This window comes from Actinocrinis sp. (assembly GCF_035938995.1).
GTDB lineage: Bacteria > Actinomycetota > Actinomycetes > Streptomycetales > Catenulisporaceae > DASZGI01.
In genome coordinates, this window is sequence record NZ_DASZGI010000118.1 from 1 (window position 1) to 25,186 (window position 25,186).

20 protein-coding genes and 1 pseudogene are annotated in these 25,186 nt (G+C 69.1%); 7 read left to right on the forward strand and 14 right to left on the reverse strand.

Features of this window, described 5'->3' with window-relative positions:
• The first annotated feature begins 3 nt into the window (after positions 1-3).
• Positions 4-78, forward strand: coding sequence for a 50S ribosomal protein bL37 (locus tag VGZ32_RS29000; protein ID WP_414642505.1), 75 nt, complete (start codon positions 4-6; stop codon positions 76-78).
• A gap of 196 nt (positions 79-274) precedes the next feature.
• Here the strand turns inward: VGZ32_RS29000 and VGZ32_RS29005 are convergent.
• Positions 275-457 (reverse strand): annotated as a pseudogene (locus VGZ32_RS29005) (hypothetical protein); the annotation flags it as partial.
• Between VGZ32_RS29005 and VGZ32_RS07895 the strand changes: the two are divergent.
• The 4 genes from VGZ32_RS07895 (at position 368) to VGZ32_RS07910 (ending at position 4,538) form a co-directional block, all read left to right on the forward strand.
• Entirely contained in the window at positions 368-841 is a 474-nt protein-coding gene (locus VGZ32_RS07895) for a hypothetical protein (RefSeq protein WP_326885209.1), read from the forward strand. The pseudogene VGZ32_RS29005 and the gene VGZ32_RS07895 sit on opposite strands and share 90 nt — an antisense overlap.
• Positions 842-1,211: 370 nt before the next feature.
• Positions 1,212-2,516, forward strand: coding sequence for a low temperature requirement protein A (locus tag VGZ32_RS07900; protein ID WP_326885210.1), 1,305 nt, complete (start codon positions 1,212-1,214; stop codon positions 2,514-2,516).
• 561 nt (positions 2,517-3,077) lie between these two features.
• Positions 3,078-3,518 (forward strand): nitroreductase/quinone reductase family protein, encoded by a 441-nt coding sequence (locus VGZ32_RS07905; RefSeq protein ID WP_326885211.1) that lies wholly within the window; start codon positions 3,078-3,080, stop codon positions 3,516-3,518.
• Positions 3,519-3,593: 75 nt separating this feature from the next.
• The gene (locus VGZ32_RS07910; RefSeq protein ID WP_326885212.1) at positions 3,594-4,538 is read left to right on the forward strand and encodes a zinc-binding dehydrogenase; all 945 of its coding nucleotides are present in this window, start codon (positions 3,594-3,596) and stop codon (positions 4,536-4,538) included.
• Between the two features lie 11 nt (positions 4,539-4,549).
• Here VGZ32_RS07910 and VGZ32_RS07915 read toward each other — a convergent pair whose 3' ends face one another.
• From VGZ32_RS07915 to VGZ32_RS07930, 4 genes are all read right to left on the reverse strand, one after another.
• Positions 4,550-5,095 (reverse strand): hypothetical protein, encoded by a 546-nt coding sequence (locus VGZ32_RS07915; RefSeq protein WP_326885213.1) that lies wholly within the window; start codon positions 5,093-5,095, stop codon positions 4,550-4,552.
• A gap of 258 nt (positions 5,096-5,353) precedes the next feature.
• Positions 5,354-5,527 carry a hypothetical protein gene (locus VGZ32_RS07920; RefSeq protein WP_326885214.1) on the reverse strand — a complete coding sequence of 58 codons (174 nt, stop codon included), beginning with the start codon at positions 5,525-5,527 and terminating at the stop codon, positions 5,354-5,356.
• 363 nt (positions 5,528-5,890) lie between these two features.
• The gene (locus VGZ32_RS07925; protein WP_326885215.1) at positions 5,891-8,266 is read right to left on the reverse strand and encodes an SGNH/GDSL hydrolase family protein; all 2,376 of its coding nucleotides are present in this window, start codon (positions 8,264-8,266) and stop codon (positions 5,891-5,893) included.
• Between the two features lie 335 nt (positions 8,267-8,601).
• Positions 8,602-8,754: a hypothetical protein gene (locus VGZ32_RS07930; protein WP_326885216.1), complete on the reverse strand. Its 153-nt coding sequence runs from the start codon at positions 8,752-8,754 to the stop codon at positions 8,602-8,604.
• Between the two features lie 83 nt (positions 8,755-8,837).
• Here VGZ32_RS07930 and VGZ32_RS07935 point away from each other — a divergent pair, with 83 nt between their 5' ends.
• Positions 8,838-9,365: a hypothetical protein gene (locus VGZ32_RS07935; protein ID WP_326885217.1), complete on the forward strand. Its 528-nt coding sequence runs from the start codon at positions 8,838-8,840 to the stop codon at positions 9,363-9,365.
• 2 nt (positions 9,366-9,367) lie between these two features.
• Here the strand turns inward: VGZ32_RS07935 and VGZ32_RS07940 are convergent, their stop codons facing one another.
• The gene (locus VGZ32_RS07940; protein WP_326885218.1) at positions 9,368-11,032 is read right to left on the reverse strand and encodes a glycosyl hydrolase family 28 protein; all 1,665 of its coding nucleotides are present in this window, start codon (positions 11,030-11,032) and stop codon (positions 9,368-9,370) included.
• 525 nt (positions 11,033-11,557) lie between these two features.
• Between VGZ32_RS07940 and VGZ32_RS07945 the strand changes: the two genes are divergently transcribed.
• Positions 11,558-11,806: a hypothetical protein gene (locus tag VGZ32_RS07945; protein WP_326885219.1), complete on the forward strand. Its 249-nt coding sequence runs from the start codon at positions 11,558-11,560 to the stop codon at positions 11,804-11,806.
• 5 nt (positions 11,807-11,811) lie between these two features.
• Here VGZ32_RS07945 and VGZ32_RS07950 read toward each other — a convergent pair whose 3' ends face one another.
• The 8 genes from VGZ32_RS07950 to VGZ32_RS07985 all read right to left on the reverse strand — a co-directional run bounded on the left by VGZ32_RS07950 (position 11,812) and on the right by VGZ32_RS07985 (position 24,919).
• Positions 11,812-14,484 (reverse strand): glycoside hydrolase family 3 C-terminal domain-containing protein, encoded by a 2,673-nt coding sequence (locus VGZ32_RS07950; RefSeq protein ID WP_326885220.1) that lies wholly within the window; start codon positions 14,482-14,484, stop codon positions 11,812-11,814.
• A 104-nt stretch (positions 14,485-14,588) separates the two neighbouring features.
• A complete protein-coding gene (locus VGZ32_RS07955) occupies positions 14,589-16,298 on the reverse strand; it encodes an ABC transporter substrate-binding protein (protein ID WP_326885221.1) in 1,710 nt (569 codons plus the stop codon).
• Positions 16,299-16,546: 248 nt separating this feature from the next.
• Entirely contained in the window at positions 16,547-17,581 is a 1,035-nt protein-coding gene (locus VGZ32_RS07960) for an ABC transporter ATP-binding protein (RefSeq protein WP_326885222.1), read from the reverse strand.
• Positions 17,581-18,702 carry an ABC transporter ATP-binding protein gene (locus VGZ32_RS07965; RefSeq protein ID WP_326885223.1) on the reverse strand — a complete coding sequence of 374 codons (1,122 nt, stop codon included), beginning with the start codon at positions 18,700-18,702 and terminating at the stop codon, positions 17,581-17,583. The genes VGZ32_RS07960 and VGZ32_RS07965 overlap by 1 nt, the downstream gene beginning before the upstream one ends.
• Positions 18,699-19,712 (reverse strand): ABC transporter permease, encoded by a 1,014-nt coding sequence (locus tag VGZ32_RS07970; protein ID WP_326885224.1) that lies wholly within the window; start codon positions 19,710-19,712, stop codon positions 18,699-18,701. The genes VGZ32_RS07965 and VGZ32_RS07970 overlap by 4 nt, the downstream gene beginning before the upstream one ends.
• 4 nt (positions 19,713-19,716) lie before the next feature.
• Positions 19,717-20,706 (reverse strand): ABC transporter permease, encoded by a 990-nt coding sequence (locus tag VGZ32_RS07975; RefSeq protein WP_326885225.1) that lies wholly within the window; start codon positions 20,704-20,706, stop codon positions 19,717-19,719.
• 10 nt (positions 20,707-20,716) lie between these two features.
• Positions 20,717-21,847 carry a LacI family DNA-binding transcriptional regulator gene (locus VGZ32_RS07980; protein ID WP_326885226.1) on the reverse strand — a complete coding sequence of 377 codons (1,131 nt, stop codon included), beginning with the start codon at positions 21,845-21,847 and terminating at the stop codon, positions 20,717-20,719.
• A gap of 357 nt (positions 21,848-22,204) precedes the next feature.
• Positions 22,205-24,919 carry a glycoside hydrolase family 6 protein gene (locus VGZ32_RS07985; protein ID WP_326885227.1) on the reverse strand — a complete coding sequence of 905 codons (2,715 nt, stop codon included), beginning with the start codon at positions 24,917-24,919 and terminating at the stop codon, positions 22,205-22,207.
• Positions 24,920-25,186 lie beyond the last annotated feature (267 nt).

A 25,186-nucleotide genomic window follows, 5' to 3' on the forward strand; every position in this document is an offset into this window, starting at 1 on the left:
GCCATGGCAAAGGGCGGCAACAAGAGGCGGGCCCGCAGGAAGAGGAAGGCAAACCACGGCAAGCGTCCCAACGCCTGACCGCAGACGGATGGCGCCGCGCTCCTGGAACATCCGGGAGGCGCGGCCTTTCTCTGTCCGGTATCAACACGATGTGACCACGGCTGCGGTTTGCTGATCGCCTCGCAGCGACATTCCGTGTCTGGCATGACCACCGGTGTGAATTGAGGCTCCAGACGGCGCCGCTGGCGGGAGCGAAAACGCGTGGACGGGCGCGCTGGAGTGGACACGTCGGCTCACACCCGTTCGAGACGCAGCAGCGCCAGTGCCGGTCCACGGCCATGGTCGGCTCGCGCCGCGACTCCACTGCATGCGGTACGAACAGCGCCGTCGCAAGGTAGGGGCGGACCCGGCCGGCCGCTACAACGGCGGTGGCACCAACTCGGACGAGGCCGACCAGCCGGTAAACACGTGGTACGCCGTCACCTCCGATGCATACTCCTACAACGGCGACGGCGTCTGCCAGGACGGTGCCCGCTCCTACTACACCGGGCATGGCGTGCCCTGCAGCACCGTCGTGTACAACGAGGACTACACCACCAACTTGACGTGGGATGACGGCACTGTTCACACCGTCCGCGGCGTCCTGGGCCGCACCACTGGCTATGCGTCGACGCAGGGCGACTCGGGCGCCCTGGTGTTCGTCGTGACCGGCGCCAGCACCCGCCAGGCGCGCGGGCAGGTCTCGGCCGGCGGGAGCGCCGGCGGGTACAACCTGTTGTTCTGGACCGAGGCCCCTGACATCCTTAACCACTACAACCTGCACCTCAACCCGCACACGTAAGCACAATCACGCAGCACGTCACCGTCAACTGCTGGAATCCCGGCGCTACCGTTAACGGCGGCCCGTTCTGCGACTTGCTCTACAACCCCGCCAACGGTGTTACCGCATTTGTCGCCGATGCTTACGTCTACACCAACGGCGGTATCAGAACGCAGGTAGAGCCCTGCGTCACCTGAGAACTGCCATGCGCAAACCGCCGTCCGCGTCCGCCTGGTTTTCTGGCGGATTGGTCGAAACAGTCTCGGCCTGTCGATATCCACCGTCGCAGGCGCTGGGACTCGGCTGCACAGTCCGACGCATCGGACCGTGCTTACGTGGGAGGGTGGCCCTGCGGCGTCCATGGGGCAGCACGTCGGTGAGGGAGGCGGCGATGAGCGATCGGGTCGTGCCGGAGACGCACGTCTCGGGGCCGGGCTCCGAGCCGGCACAGGGTCTTGGGCGAGGCACGCGTTCGGACTCGGCGCGCGGGTCGGTATCGCGCCGGTTCGGACGGCTGCCGCGGATGGTCGGGCGGGATCCCACCGAGGCGCACCGGGCGGCGACTCCGCTGGAACTGCTGTTCGACCTGTGTTTCGTCGGGGCGGTCTCGCAGGCGGCCGACGAACTCGGACGTTTCGTCGCCGCGGGAGAGGTCGGACGGGGCGTGTCCAGCTTCGTCATCGTCTTCTTCGCGATCTGGTGGGCATGGGTGAACTTCACCTGGTTCGCCTCGGCCTACGACACCGACGACGTGTACTACCGGATCATGGTGTTCGTCCAGATCACCGGAGCGCTGATCCTCGCCGCCGGGGTGCCTCGGATCGTCGTCCACAACGACTTCGCGCTCGGGGTGGCCGGATATGTCGTCATGCGGGTGTCACTGGTGACGCAATGGCTGCGCGCGGCGCGGGGTGACGCACGAACGCACCGCACGGCGCTGCGCTACGCGACGGGGGTGACGGTGATCCAGATCTGCTGGATCGGGTTCCTGGCCATCCCACCGCGCTATCAGACCGCCTGCTTCGCGCCGCTGCTGCTCGTGGACATGGTGATCCCGGTCTGGGCGGAGCGGGCCGGGGAGACCTCCTGGCACCCGCGCCACATCGCCGAGCGCTACGGTCTGTTCACCATCATCGTGATCGGCGAGTCGGTCCTCACCGCCACCACCGCCATCCAGGCCGCTTTCGAGCAGGGCGGGTTCCGGTGGGACCTGGTCGGGGTGATCGCCGGAGGGCTGCTGATCGTGTTCGGGATCTGGTGGATCTACTTCGCCGCGCCCGCGCACGAGTTCATCGACTCCTTCCGGTCGGCGGGGATTTGGGCATACGGGCACTACGTGATCTTCGCTTCGGCCGCAGCGATCGGCGCGGGCCTCAGCGTCGCCGTCACATACGACATCGCCGCGACGCATATCTCGCGCACGGTCGCCGGGGCCGTAGTGACCATTCCCGTCGCGCTGTACCTGGTCGTCCTTTGGGCGCTGCACCTGCGCCCCCACGCGCACGCGAGGGCCTGGCTTTTGCAGTCCGTGACCCCGCTCACCGCCCTCTTGGTGCTGGTCGCCACGTTCACCCCGGTCGCGGTGCTGCTGACCGGGCTGCTCACGGCCGCGCTAGTGGCGGCGAAGGTGGGTCTCGAGGGGATGACGGAGCAGGGCGCCGAAGGGGTGGCGGGAGGCAGCGGGGCGGGGGCGTAGGGGCGGGCGACAGGGGTCGAACAACCCCAGGGTCAGAGCCGGATCGGGCCGGATGAGTAGTCAGTTCCAGCTGGAAATTCTGGATCTGCGGACCGGCATCACTGGCCGCGTTCGCGCCGGCGAGTGTCAGGCTGGGAAACACGATGGCGGAGGTCGCGGCGATCGTGGTGGCCGCCGCCAGCGTCTTGTGCCGTCTGAGCATGAGTGTAACCTCCTGCTTCGGCGTCGCACGCAGACGTTCGAACCTTGTCAACGCCCACAAGCTACCGGCGGTCAAATACACAGCAGGTTCAGCGGACCACCCCTGCCCGAACAGACACCTTCGTACGGTGTATTCGGAGCCGCAGGCCGAGACCGGGAGCGTGGCGAAGTCCGGCCGGCCCGTCGATGTTGACACCGCTTACACTCCGCCGCTAATGTATGCACCGCATACATCACTCGCGAGAGCCGGCGGCCGGGGCACGACCGGAATGCTCCGACTCAGCTTTGACCGCTGTCAGCTGCGCTCCGTACGACGCGCCGCATCGCTCAACGGCAAGACACCACTTTCGAGGAGTCCGCATGGCAACCGGTTCTTTCACTCGGGTGCTGCGCGCCCACCAATGGATCTACGAGCACACCGACGGGCTGCTCGGCCACCGGCTGCTACTGGGCAACCCGACCCTCCTGCTGCGCACCACCGGCCGACTCAGCGGCCAGATCCGCACCAATGCATTGACCTACGCCCGCGACGGCGACGCCTATCTCGTGGTCGCCTCCAACGGCGGCTCGCCCCGCCCTCCGAGCTGGCTGGCGAACCTGAAGTCCGATCCCGGCAGCGAGATTCAGGTCGGCCGACACCGTTACCGCGCTCTCGCCCGCCCGACGCTGCCGGACGACCCCGACTACGCGCGCCGGTGGACGATCGTCGACACCGTCAACAAGGGCCGGTACACGCAGTACCAGAAGCAGACCGAACGCCCCATCGCCATCGTCGAACTGCGCCCGACCTCCACCGTCTGATCCCGGTCGCCACGCAGACCCCGAAGCGACATCAGCCGGCTCACCGGAGCCAACCCGTCGAACCAGGAGATCGCCATGCGCGCCGCCACCATCCGCGACGGGAAGATCGTCGTCGCCGAGCATCCCGACCCCGAGCCGGGCACCGGGCAGGTCCTCGTGCGCGTCAAGGCTGCCGGGCTCAACGGCGCCGACCAGGCGCAAGTGCTCGGCCTCTATCCGCCGCCGCCCGGTTCCGGCGTGCCGGAGGACATTCCAGGTCTCGAGCTGGCCGGCGAGGTCGCCGCGACCGGGCCCGGCGTCACCCGGTTCGCCGTCGGGGGCCCGGTGATGGGCCTGGTCGCCGGTGGGGCACAGGCCGACCTCGCCGTCGTCCACGAGCGTCAGCTGATCCCCGTTCCCGAAGCGCTCGGCCATCCGCACGACGGCGCGTTCCCCGAGGTGTTCTCCACCGCCTACGACGCCCTGTTCAACCAGGCGAGATTGCAGACCGGCGAGCATCTGCTGGTGCACGGAGCGGCCGGGGGCGTGGGCACCGCCGCCGTCCAGCTCGCCATCGCGCTGGGCGCACGCGTGACCGCCACCGTCCGCAACCCCGCCGCGCGTTCCGCAGTCGCCGCCCTCGGCGCGCACGTCATCTCCCCGCAGGACTTCGCGCCCGGCGGCCCTTACGACGTGATCCTCGAACTCGTCGGCGGTCCGAACATTCCCGCCGACCTGCAATCGCTGGCTACCGGAGGCCGCATCGTCGTGATCGGGGTCGGCGGCGGGTTCACGGCCGAACTCAACCTGATCGACCTGCTGTACCGGCGTACCAGTATCACCGGCACCAACCTGCGAACCCGCTCCCTGGAGGAGAAGGCGCTGCTGGCGCGCCAGATCGAACGGTATGTGCTGCCGAATGTGAGCGCTGGTCGCGTCCACGTGCCGCTGGCCGCCGCCTATCCGCTGGACCAGGCTGCCGACGCCTACGCCCACTTCGCCGACGGCGGAAAGTTCGGCAAGATCGTCCTCACCCTCTGAAGGACGCGGGATCAGGCCTCTTCCGCACCCGGCTGGTCGCCGTACGCCTGCGACGGGTCGTCCTGAGACGCGTCCCCTGACCAGTCGCCCGCTCCCGGGTCGCCGCCCTGCGAGGTGTCGGCCTGGGCGACGGTGTCATCCGACGGATTGATGGACGGCGACGAGGAGTTCGGGACGGGGGTGCCGCCGACCGCGTCACGGAACGCGTCCTCGCCGCCCTGGCCCCACATGGGATCGTGATTGCCGTCGCCGTCGATGGCCCGCCCGAGCGTCATCATGCCGTCCCAGGCGACATCGTTGAACGGAACCGCGTTGAAGCCGTCCGCGACCGCGTTGCCCAGGTCGTGGCCGGCCGTGGTGGTGTCGCCGACGATGCCGTGATAAGCAGCCTCGCCCAGGTCCGCGATCGCGTGACCGGCGTTGACCACCGTCTCGAGATCGCCGACCCCGATCAGGTCCTTGCCCACGTCGCCGACCAAGTCCCCGCCCATGCTCAGCAGCCCGTCCAGCACGCCGCCACCCTGCGGGTCGGACGCGCCGCTTTGGTCGTCGCTCATGAAAACTCCTCAACCGACCGCGATGCCTTGGCGACTGTCTCACGACGTCGTCACGCAGTCAGCGTCCGAACAAACCGTCCAATCGGGCACTCTTGCGCGTGCGGGGCTCGTCGGGGTCGACTACTCGACAGTCGCCGCGAACGTCACTGGCCTGTGCTCCAAGACTGCGGACGCTTTCGAAGTCACGCTCGAGGGTGTCGCCCGAATCCATGACCACCCCCTCGGGGCCATGGATTCGGACGCTCCACCACCGCAGAGTTAGGAGCCTGGCGCGCTCGGGGACGACGTCGGGTCGGCGTAGACCGCCAGATGCGCGACGAGCGCGTCGAGCGCCCGTTGGTCGCCAGAGGTGTCGTATGCCGGACCCTGATCTCCGGGCGCCCAGGTGACGATCGCCTCGAAGACGGCGAGGACGCTGCCCTGCCGGGCCACCAGGATGTGGTCGGCGGCGATCCGCGGCGTACTCGTCGAGGCCGGCTCGAGGTATTGCTGGTACCAGCCGAAGCCGTTGGCCGTGTGGGCCGTGACCGGACCGCCGGGGCGAGCCGCAGCCGCCGGGCCACCGGCAGGCAGTCCCCGGCGGCGGTCTGTGCCGCGGCGAAGTCACCGCGCATGATTGCGTCCAGGATCGTGATCCCGTCGATCGTGTAGGCGACGGTGGCCGAGCCCAGCCGCAGCGCCTCGTCCCGGGCCCCGAGGACGCCGTCGGTGCCTGTGGTGCCGGGAATGTCGTCCGTGCAGGTAGAGGGCGAGTTCTGTCGGCAGCGTGCGACCGCCGCACCATGGCCCCGAGATTCAGCAGCACAGCTGAGCCAGGTCCACCGCGTTCGCCATGGCCTGATACCCGGCGCTGCTCGGGTGCAGATGGTCTCCCGAGTCGTACACCGGCAGCATCGCGAGTGGGTTGCCCGGATCGCGGATCGCCGCGTCGAAGTCGACGACCGCGTCGAACACCCCTCCACTGGATCGGATGAAGCTGTCGACCGCCTCCCGGTTGGCTTCGTACACCGCCGTGTAGGCCGAGTAGCCCTCGAACGGGGTGATCGTCCCGCCGATGACGCGCAGGCCGAGCGCGTGGGCACGGGCCGCGATCTGTCGGAGCCCAGCGATGACCTGGTCGGCGGACGCACCGGACTTGATGTCATTGATCCCCTCGAGCACGATCAGGGTCCTGGCGTTCGGCTGCGCCAGCACGTCGCGGTCCAGGCGGGCGACCGCGGCGATGCCGCCGGTGCCCGAGCCGGCCGCACCGTTGAAGTCGTCACTCACCACCCGATTGCCGCTGATCCCCTCGTCGAGGACACCCTGCTGCGGGTACTGGTTCTGCGCGAGCAACCGCCGGGCCAGGTCGTTGGGCCAGCGCGCATTGCCGTCATAGGTCGAGCCGTAGCCGTCGGTGATCGAGTCGCCGAACGCGACCACCGTGCTCGACTTCGAAGAGACGACCTCGATGCCCGACAGCAGCGTCCAGAAGCCGAAGAGGTTGTTCACCGGGAAGTCCGCGATGTCCGTGGTCTGATCTCCGGCCTGGTCCGCGGACGAGTACATGTCCTGCATCCCGAGGCTGTGGAACGGGGCGAGTTGCACGGGTCCCGGCAGGTAGAGGCTCACCAGCAGGTTGGTGTCGGCGGGCACCGCGAATCCGACACCGTCGCTCACCAGCTGTCCGCCGGCCGGGATCGTCGCCGCCTGATTCCCGTTGAAAGTCAGCGTCACCGGGGCGGACGTGGCTGCGGCACCCGAGCTCTGCACCGCGATCGTGGCGTGGCCGACGACCACCGGGGCGGGCGAGAAGTCGTTGTCCAACCTGATGCGGACCGCTGTGCCGCCGACGCTGGAATGCTCGACCATGCGCAGCGTCCGGCTCGTCCAGGGGCCGTTGACCACGCCGTCGTCGAGCGCGGCGGCCCAGGTGCCCGACCAGGCGCCTGCGGCCGGGCGCACGCCGAGCGCGAAGACGTGCATCGCGGCGGTCGACGGACCGGGCGAGGCGCTCACCGCCGGCAGCACGACCGAGGCCACATCCTTGGCGGGGTCGAGCGGAACGGTGTCGGTGTACAGCTTGATCGGGGCGCTCTGGGTGCCGCTCGGTCCGTTCCAGTGCGGGAGCTGCATTGTCATCGTGTCGGTCGGCCCCGTGTACCAGTCCTGAACGCTCAGCGTGTAAGTCTGCGTACTGCCATCCTTGTAGGTGATGGTCCCGGTGCCGCTCGTGCCGCTGACCGTGCTCGCGAGGACGAAGGAGAGCGCGTCACCGGCCCCTGACACGGCGATCCGCTGACCGTTCGCCACCACGTTGTCGGGCTGGCCCGAGGGCACGTTCGGCCAGATCAGCGGAGTGTCGTTCACGAACGCGCGAGCGCCGGGCACCCAGCCGGCCGCCGCCAGGTCCTGCGCGGAGAAGCTGTGCCCGGTGCCGTCCAGGTTCCCGGTGCCGGTGTTCGCATCGTCCGTGATCCCGAAGTTGTCGAACGCGGCGTTCAAGCCGGTCGGACCGGATTGCGGCGCGACGGCGGCGGCGAACACGTGCAGCGCGGCGGTGTTCACGGTCGTCGACCCGATGTCGGGCAAGGTGACGCCAGCCACTGACTTGCCGGGTGTCAACGGCACGGTGCACAGAAAAAGGCTGATCTCATGGGTCTGCGGACCGGCCGGGTCGTTACGGTACTGCGTTGCGGCGGCGATGCCGGTTGTGCCGGTCCACCAGTCCGGGACGCTCAACGTATAGGACTGGGTGCTGCCGTCCGAGTAGGTGATCGTCCCGCTGCCGCTGGTGTCGCCGTCGGTGCTGGTCACCACGAAGTCCAGGGAGCTGCCCGAGCCGGACAACGCGAAGGTCTGCCCTGAGGCGAGGGCGTTGTCGGCCAGCCCGGGCGCGATCTGCGGCACGGCGACGGCGGCACCATCCAGCAGGTCGAACATCAGCCCGGGCGCCCAGCCCACGGCCGCCAGCTGCTCGGCCGAGAAGCTGAAGCCGTCGCCGTCGAGGTTCGCCCCCGCCGGATTCGCGTCGTCGCTGATCCCCGCGTTGGTGAACAATTCCGTCAGACGAGGAGCGGTCAGGCTCCGATGCTGCCCGGATTCGACGTGCGCTCCATACGCGGCACCCGGCGCCGCGAGCACCAGTGCGACCGCGCCGATCGCCAGCCGCGCGACCGGGTTACCCGGCACGCGGTCCCGCGAACAGCAGTGTCTCGTCACGGCTCGACCGCCCTCTCATGACAACGTTGTCACCGCGCTCACAGGGGAGAGTGGTCTCGTCGCACAGCCCTGTCAAGACTCCGTCAGATCTCTTGATCGCCGGGGGTCTCCAACCCGAGCACCACACGCCCCCGTAGAAGACCGCTGCCGCCAGCCCGCCGAGCTGCGGCTCGACGCGCTGCACAGTCCGCCGCACGCGCTGAACTCCAACCTCCAGACCCGCACACCAGCACCGGTGACGAAGACATGGCCGCCATCACCCGTCGAGGCCACCGACGACGAGCGGATTCTGAGTCAGTGCGCTACTACTGGCTGGTCGGCGTGGTGGTCTTCGACGCAAGCATCGACATCACGCCTTGCGTATCCGGACCGGCATCATCGGCGGCGGGGTACTTGATATCGACGGTGAATCGGAAGTGATCAGACCGGACGACGGTCCGCGTGAAGGAGACCGGCACGCTATTTCTGTCCAGGTCTACCGGGTCTTCGAAGCCCTGGTGTCTCTGTCGTGACGCTGGTGGGGGCGTGAAAATTGGGGGCGGTGCCGCTTCCTACGCCGCCGCCCTGTGCGATCGAACAGGCGCCCGAGATCGTCGGCCTGGTCCGCAGCGGCGCCATCGTCATCGCCTGCGGCGGAGGCGGGGTGCCGGTGGTCGAGGTGGGCTCCCGCCTGGTCGGTGTCGAGGCCGTCGTCGACAAGGACCTCGCCGCCTGCATCCTGGCCCAGACGGTGCACGCCGGCGCCCTGCTGATCCTGACCGACGTGGACGGCGTGTACCGGGGATACGGAACACCGCTCCAGGCACGGCTCTCAGACCTGACGGTCAGCCAGGCCAGATCGCTTCTCGCGCAGGACGGCTTCGGCACCGGCTCGATGGGGCCGAAGATCGACGCCGCCGCCAGCTTCACCGAAGCAACCGGATCCCCCGCATACATCGCGCGCCTCGCGGACGGAGCCCGCGCACTCTCCGAACACGCCGGAACACGGGGCACATCAGTTCAGCGCAGGGTAGTGCACGCCGCGACGGATCAGCTTGTCGGTCAGATGTCCTCACCAGCGCTGGGCTGATGCTAGGTCGTGATGGTGACCGAGCTGGCGTTGGACACGTTGGTGATGTGTGCAGCCGCCAGGGTGGTAGCCGGAGTGGAGGCGCCGGGCGGGATGATGTTCTGGAGTTTGACGTTGCTGATGGTGCCGTTGGACAGGCCGGTGATCCGGCTGGCGGTCTTGTCGGGTGCCCGCAGCCTGACGTTGAGGATGGTCACGTCCCGGGTGGGGCCGACCCCGACGCCCGCGTCTTCGGTCATGAGAGCGAGCCAGCACTGGTTGCCCGCGTTGTTGAAGTCCAGCCGTTCGACGTCGATGTCGCGGAACGTGATGGTGCTGGCGGCAGCGGTGCCGTACTTGTGGTCGATGCCGACGGCGACCGCCGCGTCGTACACGACGACCTGGCTGAAGGTCACGTTGGACTGCGGCTGCTGCACGCCCTGGCCGACCTTGACCGCATAGCAGTACGTCCAGCACACCAGGTCGGTGAAGGTCACCCGGTCCAGCGGCTGCGGCTGGCCCGGGACCAGGCTCAGGATGTCTGTGCCCTGTGTCCAGGTCTTGGTGCTGAAGTTGTCGTCCAGGCCGATGGCGATCGCGTGCGTGACGTTGACGTTGGTGGACTCCATCACGTCGATGCCGTCGTCCTCGCCCATGTCGAACCGGTTGAAGATCTTGATGTTGGTGAACGTCAGGTTCGAGGACCGGATGGGGATCACGTTCCAGCTGCTGGACTCCCGGAACGTGATGCCGTCGCAGGAGAAGGTGTTCACCCACACCGGGGCGAGCAGGTTCACCCCGAGATTGCCAGGGCCCAGCGACGCCATGCCGTTGCCGTCGATGATGCCCCGCCCGTAGAGGCGGATGTTGGAGGAGTGGTAGTCGGTGCGCACGAGCCAGGTCAGGTCACGGTTCTGCGAGTCCTTGTGCGCGTTCACGACGTAGAAGGCCCGCTCGCCGGTATAGCGCAGCACCGCACCCGGCTCCAGGTAAAGCGCGGTGTTGCTCAGCAGCACCAGGTTGCCCACGTTGTAGACCCCTGCCGGGACGTACACGGTGCCCTGGCCTGCGTTGCTGGTGCCCCAGGACGAGGCGTCGGCAAGGGCGCTGGTGAACGCCTGCGTCGAGTACCCGCTGGTCCCCGGCCGGGCGTTGTACGGCGGGGCCGTCACGTTGAAGACGCCGTCGCCGCTGCTCGGCGGCTGGTCGTTCTGCGCCGGGTCGAAAGCCAGCACGAGCTGGGGCCGGCCGTCCACCTTGACGATGTAGTAGCCGTCGCTCGGGAGGGTGAAGTGAAGGGTGGAACCGCTCGCGGTCGCGGAGATGCCGAGCCGCTGCGGGCTGAGGCTCCACGAGCCGATGTTCGTGTTGTTGATCTTCTTCAGCGCGACGGTGGCTGTGCCGGGGCCCATGCCGAGCTGGGCGATGTCATACCCGGCGAACTTCTGGATGGGGACACTGACGCCGTTGACGGTCATCGTGTAGTCGGTGGACGCAGGGTAGATCGACGGCACCGGATACACCTGCAGCGAGGCGGTGCCGGCTGTCTGCCCCGTGCTGGCGTTCGCGGTGCCGGCGTTGCCAGCCGTCACGCCGTACAGCACTCCGGCGGCGCCGAGCGACCCAGCCGCACCGAGGAACGTGCGCCGGCTTACCTCGGGCGTGCGGGATTCAATGCGCGGTTCCATGCGGGGTTCCGTTCCTTCGGGCCGTGCCAAGCAGCATGGGTGGGTACCCGTGAACAGGCAACCATGCGGTGCAAGCGCCTACCAGCCCTTGAAGCGCTTTTGGCGAAATAACGACCCTGGTGGTTTATTCGGCAGGGTTCTGACATCGCAGGGCCGCCTGGCGGGCGGTGTGCTCCGATCTGCGCCCGCCGGGAGGATGGGCGTCGTGTCGATGCGGCCTTCGCCGTGGCCGGAGCCGGATGCACATGCCGCCGGGCGATCAAGGCGATCTACCGGCGCAGAACCCTGCCGCGGGCGGTGCAGGTGCGTGACATGCTCGGGGTGGAGCCGGCACGTTCTTCAGCTCTCGCTCCGATCACGTGACGCCCGTTCAGACAGCGAGGAGTGCCTTCCCGCACCACATCCTGCTGCACCGCGACCCCACGCACCTCGCCATCTCGCTCCTGTGCGCCGTGAAATGCCTGATCGAGTGGGTTTGGCCGGCGCCCGCACGAGCACCGCGCGCTCGACGGGCGGCCGTCCGACATGAAGGGCAGCGTGGTGCGTGTCTGCGCGCTGATGGAGGTCAACGTGCACGACACCACCCGGCTGCCGCACGCGGCCGACGCCACCGGCCGCATGGGCGGCCCAACCGAGTACGAGGGGCCGCACGAGCCTGAGCGGCTGATCGGCGCGGTGTTGTGCCTGGCGGCCGCACAGGAGTCCTGCCCGGCGCGTACCCCAACTACGACGGCGCGCACGGCGATGTGCTGGACCCGGCCACCCAGGACCTAGATGCGTCAGCCCATCTCGATCTGGGCGCGAAGCCGCAGGTCGCGGGAGGAGGAACCGACCTCTACCAGGTACATGCCGGGTCGGTGATCCCAAGCCCTCATCGCGGGACTCCACCGGGCGAAAGCGCGATGCGGCAGGCGGATCCGACCGTGCTGGTGTGTGCCGGGCTCGGCGTGGACGCGGGTGAACGCCGCCAGCACGCGGATCGGGCGCTGCGGGTCGTTCGCCTGGTCGGGGCCGGACAGATACGCCTGTATGACGAGTTCGCCCGAGCGGTTGCCGAGATTGCCCACCGTCACGGTGATCTCCACGTCGGCGCCCGCTCGGGTGGGGCCGGTGGGCACTTCGAGCCGTTCGAAATCCCAAGTGGTGTATCCGAGCCCGTGGCCGAACGGGAAGCGCGGTTCGAGCTGCGCCCGGTCGTAGCCGCGATATCCCACGAGCAGGCCCTCGCTGTATTCGAGCCGTCCGTCCGCCGGCGTCAGCTTGCCCACCGGCAGGTCGTGCTCGGTGTACGGCATGGTGACCGGTAGCCGGCCACCGGGCTCGGTCGTGCCGAGCAGCACATCGGCCAGTGCGTGGCCGAACTCCTGGCCGGGGAACCACACCTGCAGGATCGCGGCCACGTCGTCGGCCCACGGCATCAGCATCGGCATACCACTGTTGACGACGACCACCGTGCGCGAGTTGACGGCGGCGACCGCGGAGACGAGTTCGTCCTGGTGGCCCGGCAAGGCCAGCGATTCCCGGTCGTAGCCCTCGCTCTCGGTGGTGTTCGTGGCGCCGACCATCACGACGGCGACATCGCTGGCGCGGGCGACCTCGACGGCTTCGCGTAGCAACTCCTCCGCCGGGGGCAGTTGCGCGATGCCGAGGCGGAAACGGACGAGGTCGTGCTGGTAGCCGTCCGGCGTGCACGTCGCCGTGCACTCGATCGTCTCGCCGTCGGCGAGTTCGAGTTCGCGCCCGAATTCATCGGGGCGGGCATACGCGACCATGGAGTCGACGGGGTGCGGCGCGGTGCCGCGGACCCGGATGGCGCCGTCGTCGGGAGCGTCGCCGCCAGCGGTCGCCTCGTCGCCGCGTCCGGTGCGGCGGACGACGAGTTCGAGGCCGCCGATGCCACCGACTGCGATCCGGTGCGTCCCGCCGTATCCGGACGTGTATGTCGTGTGCAGTACGATCCGGCCGATGCCTTGACCGGTAACCAGCGGCTCCGGGTCCCACCAGGTGACCTCGGACGTCGGGCGGGTGCCGGCGTAACGCAGCACGCATTCCGTGTCGTAGACCTCGACGCTTGCGCCGGGCTTGCCGGTCGCCGGCTCACGCAGCCGCGTGCCGTCGGGCAGCGGGGTCGAGGTCCAGCAGCGGCAGCCGGGTGCGACGCGCAGCAGCGTCCGCGGGCGGTTGCCATTCGTGGCGCCGTCGCCGCTCAAAGCCGGGCTGGAACTGTGCTCGGCGCCGGGCAGCACGACCGCGCCCAACGCCGCGCGCAGCCCCTCGACTGGTAAGACCGCCAACGCCATCCCCACCTCGGCGCTGCCGCGTCCTTGATATTGCGGGTCGATGGCGTTCGGGCCGATCAGCGCGATAGACCGTGGTGGTGTGGTGGATGTGTGCGACGCAGCGTCCGGCGCGCCGCCGAGGGGGAGCACCGACGCGACGTTGCGCAGCAGCACGAAGGAGCGCGCCGCCGCCTCGCGCAGCACCGCGCGATCCGCGTGCGGACCCGGTTTCGGGACAGGCTGCGCGCCGTCGAGCGCGCCGACGCTCGCGGCCACCCGCAGCAGCCGGGTCAGCTTCTCGTCGACCTCGGCCTCGTCGACTTCGCCGCGTGCCACCGCCGCGACCAGTTCGCGGCCCCACGGGCCGTCCGGGCCGGGCATCACGAGGTCCAGGCCCGCCTTAGCGGTGGCCACGCTGGAGCGCGCCGCGCCCCAGTCGGAGACCACCGCCCCGGAGAAGCCCCACTCGCGCCTGAGCACGTCGTCGAGCAGGTGGCCGTGCTCCGTCATGCTCTCGCCGTCGACCATGTTGTAGCCCGCCATGACCATCTGGCAGCCGGCCGCGACCACCGCGGCCTCGAAGGGCACGAGGTAGACCTCGCGCAGCGTGGCCTCGTCCATACTGACGTCCACGGTCCAGCGTTCGGCCTCCGCGTCGTTGCCCACGAAGTGCTTGGCGGCCGCGGCCACTTGGACGGACTGCAGGCCCCGCACGAAGGCGGCGCCGATGCCCGCCGCGAGCACCGGGTCCTCGCCGAAGGACTCGAAGCCGCGCCCGCCGTACGGGCTGCGCGCCAGGTTCAGCGTCGGGCCGAGGACGACGTCGATCCCCTTGGCCTTGGCCTCCCGGCCGATCTGCGCGGCGAGCCGCTCGACCAGCGCCGGGTCCCAGGTCGCGGCGAGCGCCAGCGGGGCGGGCGGGCTGGACGAGCGGTCGTCCGGATTCAGGACGGGGCCGCGCACGCCGGCCGGGCCGTCCGAGAAGACCATGCCGCGCAGCGAGATGGCTGGCTGCGCGGCGAGTGTGAAGTTGTCCGCTCCTGTCAGCAGGTGAACCTTCTGCTCCAGCGTCAGCGAGGCCACGGCGGCCCGCAGCGGATCGCGCGGCGCCGACCGCCTCCGCTCGGCGTCCTCGACGGCCGGCCCCCGCTGGTCGATGTACCCGTGCTCCACCGGATCTCCTTGCTTTCAGGCGTTGTGCTCAAGCGGCTTGCCAAGAACGTGGGACGCCCCGGATCCACGCGGAGTGCGGCCGCGTGGATCCGGGGCGCGGTGGGTTACGAGACCGGCGAGAGGTGCAGTACCAGGTACTCGTAGGACTGGTACTCGGGAGACGGGTTGATGTACGCGTTCGTCGATGTCGGCCATCCGGTGAAGTGCGAGTCGTTGTACTCGTACCACGCGGCGCCGTAGAGGACCGGCACGGCCGGCATCTGCCGGGCGAAGACCTGCTGGATCGTGTCCAGCGCGGCCTGCTGGGCCTGTGCGGTGCCCGCGGCCTCGTAGGCGCTGATCGCCTGCTGGGCCTGTGTGTTGTCGAAGCGGTCGTAGTCGCCGCCCGCCGTGGAGCCTTCGGGCGCGGTCTGCGAGGAGTCCATGATGAACTGGTCGCGCTGGAAGGGCGAGGAGCCCTGGCCCCAGTGCAGCGCGGCGGTGAAGTCGCCCGTCGTGATCGCCTGGGTCCACGAGTTGTAGTCGAACGCGCCGTTCGCGTTGACGTTGAAGCCGGCCGTGTTCAGCTGCGAGACCATCTCCTGGGCGTCGCACCAGTAGTCGCTGAACGAGTTCGGGTCGATGATCGTGAAGGAGACCTGCTGCCCGTTCTTCGTCCACTTGCCGCCGGACATCGTGTAGCCCGAGGCCTGCATGTACGTGGCGACGGACGCCTGGTCCGGGGCCGGCATGATGTCGTTCGCCGTGGACGCGTCGAGCGCCGGCTGGTCGATCGGCAGGGTCAGGCCGCCGGCGGAGGAGGCGGGCAGTTCGTAGTCGGTCTCGCACTGCGTCGCCATGGACTGCCGGTCCAGGGCGGCGCTGATCGCCTGGCGCACGTTCGCGTCGCCGAGCGCCGGCGCCTTGCTGCTCTTGGAGTTCAGCAGCAGGCTGACGGTGTTCGAGGCTGGGAAGTACGGCGCGCTGGCCTGGTAGAGGTGGTTGTGCGCCTTGTCCTTGCCCACGAACGCGGTCTGTACGTTGCTGATGTCGTTGCCCGCCAGGTCGATGTCGCCGTTCTCCAGCGCCAGGGCCGCGGCGTCGTTGCTCGTGTAGAGCGGGACTGAGATCTCCTTGACCTTCGGCGCGCCGCCCCAGTAGGAGGCGTTGGCCTTGTACTTCACGTCCTGGCCGCTGAAGCTGTCGAGCACGTACGGTCCGGTCCCGACGGCCTGCGCGCCGGGCAGCACGTAGGTGGCCGGGTTGGAGATGGACGACCACTGCTTCTTCTGCACGATCAGCTGGTTGGCGATCTCCACGTAGTTCGCCTGCTGCGGCGTGGCGAAGCTCAGCACGACCGTGGAGGCGTCCGGGGTGGTGACGCTGGAGGCGGTCGGCACGCCCTGCAGGTTCATCGACTGGTTCTGGGTGACCATCTGGTAAGTGAATGCGACGTCGTCCGAGATGAGCGGCGAACCGTCGCTCCACTTGGCCTTCGAGTTGAGCGCGATGGTCAGCGTCTTGCCGCCGTCGGACCAGGTGAAGCTCTGCGCCAGCCACGGGATCGGGGGCTGGCTCGGGTTGAGCGAGTTGATCTGCATCAGCGGCTCGTACACGAAGGAGGCCGTGTTCTCGCTGAGCACGAAATCACCCGAGTCGAACGGGTTGAAGTTGTTCGTGTAGGCGGTCGCGCCGGTGTTGTCCTCGATCACCAGAGCAGTGGCCGGGGACGCGGTGTCGCCCTTGGCGTTGCCGCCTGCGGACGAGCATGCCGCCAAACCGAGGCACGCGGCGGTCGCCAGCGCGATCCCCGTGGTGCGTGTCATGCGTGACATTTCTGTACGCTCCTCTTATCCGACCGGCTTCGCTGCCGGCCAGTTCTCGAGCATTCCTGTGACGGATTTGCGTGTTTGAACTGCGGTGGTCGGTCCCGGCTTCTGTCGGGTCCGCGGTCGGGTGCACCCGGTGGCGGCGGTCTAGGCCCCGCCGTCACCGGGCCGTCGGTTCCCCTGGCGGGGGTCGGCAGGCCTGGCGGCCTTGAGTTGGTCCCATGCGGTCCCGTCCTTCGGATCTGTGGCTCGTGCTACTCGGCGGTCGCCGCGCCGTCCGGCTCGCCATGCAGCCAGCACGCGGCGATTTGATCGGGTCCGACCGGCAGCGGTGGCGGAGTGCGCTGCGAGCAGACCGGCATGGCGAACGGGCAGCGCGGATGGAAGCGGCAGCCTTCGGGCGGGCTGACCAGGCTCGGCGGCGAGCCCTTGCCCCGCAGCACCGGCGCCCGTCCCCGAGAGGGGTCGGGGGCGGCGCTCAGCAGCAGCTGGGTGTAGGGATGCTGCGGACTGTCGGTGATCTGAGTGGCCGGTCCCGACTCCACCACCTGTCCCGCGTACATCACCACGATCGTGTCCGCCAGGTAGCGGGCCGAGGCGATGTCGTGGGTGACGTAGAGGATGGCCAGGTTCTCGTTGTCGCGCAGCTCGTCGAACAGGTTGAGCACGCCGAGCCGGATGGAGACGTCGAGCATGGAGACCGGCTCGTCGGCCAGGAGCACCCGCGGGCCCACGGCAAGGCCGCGCGCGATCGCGACGCGCTGGCGCTGACCGCCGGAGAGCTCGTGCGGGAACTTGTCCGCGTACTCCGCGCCGGGCGAGAGCGAGACGCGCTCAAGCAGCTCGACCGTCGTCGCCTCCAGTTCCGCGCCGCGAAGCCGCGTGTGCAACTTCAGCGGACGCTGAATGTGGTACCGCACGCTGTGCGCGGCGTTGAGAGATGAGAACGGGTCTTGCAGTACCAGGTGCACGTCGCTGGTGTAGGCCCGGCGTTCCCGTGGGCGGCCACCGACCGGGCGTCCGCCCAGCACCAGTTGCCCGGAGGTCGGCTTGATCAGGCCGGTGAGCAGGCGGGCGAGGGTGGACTTGCCCGAGCCGCTCTCCCCGACCACCGCGGTAACCGTGCCTTGCGGCAGGGCCAGGGATATGTCGTCCACGGCGTGCACGACCCGGCCGCGCGAGCCGAGCGCGGCGAGCGGGAAGTGCTTGGTCAGCCGGCGTGCCTCGAGCGCGGGCACTCCTTCGCGTCGGGGTCCGTGGACCGTCACTCGCGTGGCCTGCTCGGTCATCAGTGCCCTCCGACGGCGAGATCCTGGGAACGGTCGCCTTCCGGACGGCCCAGGGGTTCGGGCGGCACGCGGTCTCCGGTCTGTAGCCAGCAGGCGACGGTGCGCTTGCCGCGTGAGCCGGCGGGGGTGAGCAGCGCGGGCTGCTCGGCCGAGCAGCGCTCGAAGGCGTGCGGGCAGCGCGGGTGGAACTTGCAGCCGGTCGGCATCGCGCGCAGCGAGGGGGGCGAGCCGGGGATGCCGGTCATCTTGACGCGTTCGCCGTGCAGGGCGGGGAACGAGTTGAGCAGCCCCAGGCTGTAGGGGTGGCGCGGGGCGGCGAGCAGGTCCGCGGCCGCGGCCGATTCCACCAACTGTCCCGCGTACATGATCGCGATGGTGTCGGCGAGTTCGAGCAGCAGGGACAGGTCGTGGGTGATGAAGATCACCGCGAAGCCGAGCCGCTCGCGCAGCCGCATCAGCTCGTCCAGGATCTCGCGCTGGGTGACCACGTCCAGGGCGGTGGTCGGCTCGTCCATGATGACGAGGCTGGGCTCCAGCGCGAGCGCCATCGCGATCATCACGCGCTGGCGCATGCCACCGGACAGCTCGTGCGGGTAAGAGCTGAGCCGGTCCGGCGTGATGCCGACCATGCCGAGCAGTTCGATGGCGCGCGCCCGCCGTTCGGCCGGCGCCATGTCCGGCCGGTGCCGCTTGAGCACATCGGTCAGCTGGCCCTCGATCCGCGCCACCGGGTTCAGCGCGTGCATCGCGCTCTGGAAGACCATGGACAGGTCCACCCAGCGGATGCCGGCCAGCTCGCGGGCGTCAGCAGCCAGCAGGTCCACCGTGCGCGCCGGGCCGCCGGACGCGGAGGGCTGGTGGAAGACCACCTCGCCTCCGGTGATCACCCCCGGGGCGCGCAGCAGCCGGGTGATCGCGTAGGCCAGGGTGGACTTGCCGGAGCCGCTCTCCCCGGCCAGGCCGAGCACTTCGCCGCGGCGCAGGGTGAACGTCACTTCGTTGACAGCGCGGACCGCGTCCCGGCCGGCGCCGTAGTCCACGTTCAGACCGCGCACCTCGAGTACGGGCTGCGCGGGCGACCACGGGGCCGCGTCCGCGTCGATCGCCGTCGCCGTGCTCACCGCGGCTCTCCTTCCGGGCTCGCCTGGCGCACCACCGGGGTGAGGCCCAGCTGGAACTTCACGTCGCGGCCGCCGGTGCGGGCCGAGCGTATACGCGGGTTGATGATCTCGTCGATGCCGAAGTTGAGCAGCGCGAGGCCGAAGCCGACCAGGGCGACGCACAGGGCGGGCGGCAGATACCACCACCACCAGCCGTTGCCGATCGCGCTGTTGCTCTGCGCGCTCTGGAGCATGGTGCCCCAGGAGCCGGAGGAGGGGCTGACCACTCCGAGGTAGCACAGCGCGACATACACGCCCAGGCCGTAGATGACGGTGAAGATGAAGGAGGCGGCCACGATCGGCAGGAGGTTCGGCACGATCTCGAACAGGATGATCCGGGACTTGCGCTCGCCGATCACCTGCGCGGAGACCACGTAGTCCTGCCCGCGCAGCGCGAGCGTCTGGGCCCGCAGGGCTCTGGCCCCGTAGGCCCAGGAGGTGATGGCCACCACGAACCCGATCACGAGCGAGTTGCCCTTGTCCGGCACTGGCAGCGGGCTGATGATCACCATGAGGATCAGCAGGCCGGGCAGCGCCAGGAAGATGTTGCTCAGCGCGGAGAGGATCTCGTCGACGACGCCGCCGAGGTAGCCGGCGGTCACCCCGACGGCGACCGAGAGCACGGTGGCGATGGCGCCGGCCAGGAAGGCGATCAGCAGCGTCGAGCGGCTCCCGACGAGCAGTTGCGAGAACAGGTCGTGCTGCATGTTGTCGGTGCCCAGCCACAGCGGCCCGGACGGTGGTTGCGGCGTGCCGCTGCTGGTGTTCGCGACCCAGCCGGCGGCGTGCGGAGCGACCAGCGGCCCGAGCAGAGCCACCAGCACGAAGAACGCGGTGACGATGCCGCCGAGGAGCACCTTCGCCGGCGGCATGCGGCGCGTAGCGCGCGAACGGCGCGGCGAGAGCCCGGGCAGCAGGTCGGAGGCCGAACCGTCGGGCGGCCCGACGAGCGCGGGGTCCAGGGCGGTCATCGGCTCAGGCCTCTCTGCGGGAGCGCGGGTCGAGCGCAGCGTATGCGAAGTCGGCAATCAGGTTCGCGGCGAGCACGGCCAGCGTGACGACCAGCAGGATGCCCTGGATCAGCGGATAGTCGGTGCTCTGCACCGCGTTGAATATCTCCAGGCCGACGCCGGGATAGTTGAAGACCACCTCGACCAGGATCGCGCCGGTGACCACGAGGCTGATGGACAGGGTGACGTTGGAGATCGTCGGCAGGATGGCGTTGCGGGCCGCGATGGCCACCGTGCGCCAGCGTGGCAGTCCCTTGGCGCAGGCGACGAGAACGTAGTCCTCGTCCATGGTGGTGATCATCATGTTGCGCATGCCGACGATCCAGCCGGCGATCGAGGCGAGCACGACGGTCGAGGCGGGCAGCACCGAGTGTTGCAGCACGCTCGAGACGTACGGCCAGTTCCAGCCCTGTATGTAGGTGACGGTGCGGCTGGTCGCGTCGTAGCCGCCGCCGATGGGGAACCAGTGCAGGTCCACGCCGAAGATGATCAACAGCAGCAGGCCGAGGACGAAGTAGGGCACCGCCTGGAAGAAGGCTGATACCGGGACGACGGTGTCGATCAGGCCGCCGCGCTTCCATCCCGCGACGATGCCGATCAGGGTGCCGAGCAGGAAGGCGACCACGGTGGCCGAGCCGATCAGCCCGATCGTCCAGGGCAATTCGCCGCCGAGCACGGTGGTGACCGGCACCTGCTTGCTCGTGGAGAAACCGAGGTTTCCGCTGAGGGTGTGCGCGACGTAGGTGAAGTACTGCGCCATCAGGCTCTGCTTGCTGTCGATGCCGTACTGGGCGGCCATTCCGGCCAGCTCCTGCGGGGTGGTCTCGCCGCGCATCGTCGTAAGCACGGCGTCGAGCGCGTTGCCGGGGAGCATGCGGGGGATGAAGAAGTTCAGGGTGAGCGCCGCGTATGCGGCGAGCAGGTAGAACCCTGCCCTTCGGATCAGCAGGGGCAACAGGGTCACCTCACGGCCGGCCCGTGCCGGGCGGCGGCACGGGACTGGGTCGGCAGCCGCAGCTGGAGCGGTAGACGACGTGGACGGGGAGCACGATCTGGCGTTCAGCGGGCCGCTCGCCGCCGATCAGGGAGTGCAGCGTCTCGAAGGCGAGTGCGCCGAGTCGTTCGATCGGCTGGCGGACCGTCGTCAAGGGCGGGCTGACGTGCCGGGCGATGGACACGTCGTCGAAACCGGTGACCGCGACGTCTTCGGGCACGCGGCGGCCGTGCCGTCGCAGTTCGTTGATCACGCCGAGGGCGGTCTGGTCGTTGGCGCAGCAGATGGCGCGGGGCAGTTCGATGCCCTCGGCGAGAACCCGCTGGATCGCCCGGGCGCCGCCCGCGGCGGAGTACTCGCCGGCCCACTGCGGGCCGACGGCGGCCTTGATGCCGTAGCCCTCGGCCACCTCGCGCAGCGCGGCGGCGCGGGCGAGGTTGTCCGGGCTGTCGCGATGGCCGGAGACATACGCGATGCTGCGGTACCCGTGCCTGCCGAGGAGGTGGTGCGTCAGCTCCCGCATACCCGCGCTGTTGTCCGCCGTGAGGTTGACACTGGCCCGGGTCGGGATGCCGGCGAGGGTGACCACCGGGATGCGGCTCGCGAGCCTGGCGATGCCGGACGGGGTGAGCACCCGGTCGTGCAGGATGATCCCGTCGCTCTTCCCGGCGAGTTTGGCGACCTTGCCGTTGGGCGTGAGCTCGTCGACAGGCACCGAGCTGAGCAGCAGGTCGAAGCCCTGACGCTCGGCGGCGATCTCGATGCCGCGGTTGATCACGTCGATGAACACCAGGCTGTCGGCCTCGTCCTGGTACTCCGGGTTGTCGGCCGCGGTCAGCGGCTCGGCACGCGGTCGGCGGAAGACGACGGCGACGATCTCCTTGAATCGGCTGGAGAGCGCGCGGGCAGCGCTGTCCGGCACGAAGCCGAGCTCTTGGACCGCACGCATCACGCGTTCGCGGGTCTCCGGGCGCGGCGTGGTGTGCCCGTTCAGCACGCGGGAGACCGAGGCGATGGAGACCCCCGCGGTCCGGGCCACGTCATAGATCGTCAACGAGCGCGCCGACTCGCGCTCGTCCGTCAACGGGGGCTCCTCGAGCATCCGTCCGGCACCTCCCGTCTGCGTTGATGGGTGAGGTTCATGGCGTTTCTGTCCTGGCGCTGACCCGGTCGGCGCCCACGATCCGCGGGGCGCGACAAATGGCTTGAATCTGTGCAAAAACGCTAAAGAAAGCGTTTCCGTAAGCGCTTCCCTGAAGCGGCTACTGAAACATAGCGCTGCGGGAAGCGCTTACGGAAGGCCCGCGTTGGAGCAGCCGCCAAGCGTTATCGCGCTGTGACGGTCGGCCGGCGACCGTGGGCCGGCCGCGTCTGAGGAAGAAGCCGACGACGCGTCGGCCCGGCGCGCGGGGGCTCCCGTACGCCGGGCCGACGGTGTTTCAGGTTCAGCGGTCGCCGATCAGCTCGCGGTGCAGGTGAGCGTGGGCGCGCTGTTGGTGCCGGTGTAGCTGCCCTGGAATCCGAAGCTGGTGTTGGCTCCCGGGGCGATGACGCCGTTGTAGCTCATGTTGGTCGCGGTCTCGTTCTGGCCGGTTTGCTGGTTGTTGGCGTTCCACATGTTGGTGATCTGCTGGTTGCCGGCCCAGGTCCAGGTGACCTTCCAGGAGTTGGTGGCCGACGATCCGGTGTTGGCGACGGTGACGTTGGCGGTGAAGCCGTTGCCCCAGTCGGTGCCGACCTGGTACGTGGCCGTGCAGCCACTGCCGCCGCCCCCGCCGCCCGACGAGGTGGTCGCGCTCACTGCGCCGGACTGCGCCGAGACGTTGCCGGCCGCGTCATAGGCGGCGACCGTATACGAGTACTGCGTCGAGGCGGACAGCCCCGTGTCGGTGAATGTGGTTCCGGAGGTGGTGCCGATCTGGGCGCCGTTGCGGTACACCCGGTATCCGGCCACGCCGACGTTGTCCGTGGACGGCGACCACGACAGCGAGACCGACGAGCTGGTCGTGCCGGTCACCGCGAGGTTCGCCGGCACGCTCGGCGGGGTGGTGTCCCCTCCCCCGCCGCCGGCCGTGGCGGAGACGGAGAAGCTGTTGGTGCCCAGACCCTGGCCGCCCTGCCAGATCTCGAAGCCGGCCTCGACGTCGATCAGGTAGTTGGCGGGGTTGATCGAGCCGCGCGAGACCGCGTCGCCGAACAGCGCCTTAAGATCCAGGTTCGAGACCGACGTGGTCCCCGGGTTCAGCACGTAGGAAATGATCTTCCACGAGGTCTGCTGTCCGGTCCACACGTTCCAGTTCATGCCGTCGATGTTCGCCGTGCCGGTCTGGCTGCCGAACGGCTGCACCCCGCCGCGGCTGTTGATCCACACCATCACCTCGGTGCCGTCCGGCTGGCCGCCGGTGGTGGGCGTGGAGTTGAACCAGATGTCGTACGCCACGTCATACGCCCCCGACGCCGGCTGCGTCGTCGACCACGAGCTGGTCACGCTGCCCAGGTTGCTCTCCTGGATCGGGAAGCTGCTGTTCGAGCTGCACAGGCCCCAGTGGCAGCCGTTGTAGATCGACGGGTACGTCGCGGGCGCACCGCTGGTACCCAGGTTGAAGTTCGCGGTGCTCACATTCCACGCCGTCCCGCCGGTGTACGTGACACACTGCTGGGCCGTCGAGTTCCACTCGTTGTTCTGGATGATGTAGTTCCCGGCCGTGATCGTACCGGTGGGAGAGCACGTAGTCGTGCCGCCGCCGCTGCTGCCGATGGCCGGGTAGGCGTTCTGCACCAACTGCTGGAACTGCGCCGCGAACCACTGGCCGGCGGGGATGTCGTAGCCGGGGATGGCGTCGGTGGGGTAGGTGCCGCCGTTGCCGTCAGTCTGGGTGCCGTTGGGGTCACAGTGCGGGTCGCCGTGGGGGTGGGTGGCGGTGGGGTAGTCGCCGTCGGATTCACCCGGAGGCTTGATCCACACGTCGGCGATGATGTGATCGCCGGAGCCGTAGGGGTTGGCCTGCGGGCGCGCTCCGATGCCGGCGCCGTTGACGTTGCACCAGTCGCCGCGGAACGGCCGCTGGTCGACCTTGTTCGCGGCCACGTAGCTGTTGACGTCGGTGGGGCTGGGGTTGAGCGCGGTCGGCCGCGCCGAGCCGCCCCAGCCGTTGCGGGAGGTGTCGATGACCATGCCCACGCTGGACGGGAAGCCGCTGGAGACAAACTCGTTGTACATCGCCTCGTCGTAGCTGTGCTCGTCGAAGTACGGGTTCCACTGGTAGAAGTTCGCCGACTTCAGCGGCTGCCCGCCGACGGTGAGGCTGGAGTTGGGCAGGAACGGCTCGTCGGAGGGGGTGGTGTTGGCAGTGTCGGAGACGAAGCCGTCGACGGTGGCATAGCCGCCCGCGGCCGCGCTGACCACCTTGGCGTACTCGGGGCCGGCGCCGCTCATGTTGTTGGGCCAGCCGAGCCAGCCGGAGTGCCCGATGTCCATGTAGTTGTAGATCTGCGGACCGATGGCGTGCAGCTTGCCGAGGGCGTACTCGATGCCCTGCTCGTAGTACGGGGTGGCGGTGGCGCAGGCGGGCTTACCCTGGTTGGTCACCGCGTTGGGCAGCGAGTCCGGCTCGATGAAGTTGACGAGCCGCAGGTTGCTGTACTTCGCGTTGCCCTCGATCGCCACGATCGGGTCGATGTACTGCGACTCGTACTCGGTCAGCCCGGCGCTGGTCGCCGGGATCTCGCCGTTGGAGGCCAGCGCCGCGCAGTCGCGGCCGGGCAAATCGTAGATGACCACTTCCACCAGGACCGGGCTGGAGCTGCTCTGCGACTGCGTCTCGGCGTTGTCGAGCTGCGCCTGCAGGCCGAGGTGGGTGCTGTCGCCGGCGATGGCGCCGATGTGGTCCATCCAGATCGCGGTCTGGTAGTTCGCGACGCTCGCCTCGGCGGCTCCGAGCGAGCCGCCGTCCGCGGAGGCCTGCGCGTTGACCTCGGACACGTAATTCGGGTTCAGGTACGGCACCGAGCCGACGAACGGATTGGCGACGTGCGTGGCCGCTTGCGCGGCCTGCGAGCTGATCAAGGGTATGAGGAATGAAGCACCGACCGCGAGCGCGAGGGATGCGGCTCGGGCGGGCTGGTAGTGGTGAGCCACTGGCTGCGAGTCCTCCAGGTGGGGGTGGACAGTCACGGGACGTATCGCTCCGTGCCTGCACCGTGACTGTTGACGGCGCAGCGACACCGTACGAGCCGTGGAGTTAGCGTCAACGACGCTCGTGCGCGATCGGGTGTTCGACCGGATCACCAAGGATGCGGGCGTGAAACTTGCACCCGCGGCAGCGAGACGGCGGGGGTCACGGTCACGCCTCCGGCGCCGACCGCCGTGGTCATCCGCAATTTCGTCCCGGTCACCGGATGACCCCGCCGGAACGGCCGCCGGGAGAACCGGTCGACGAGC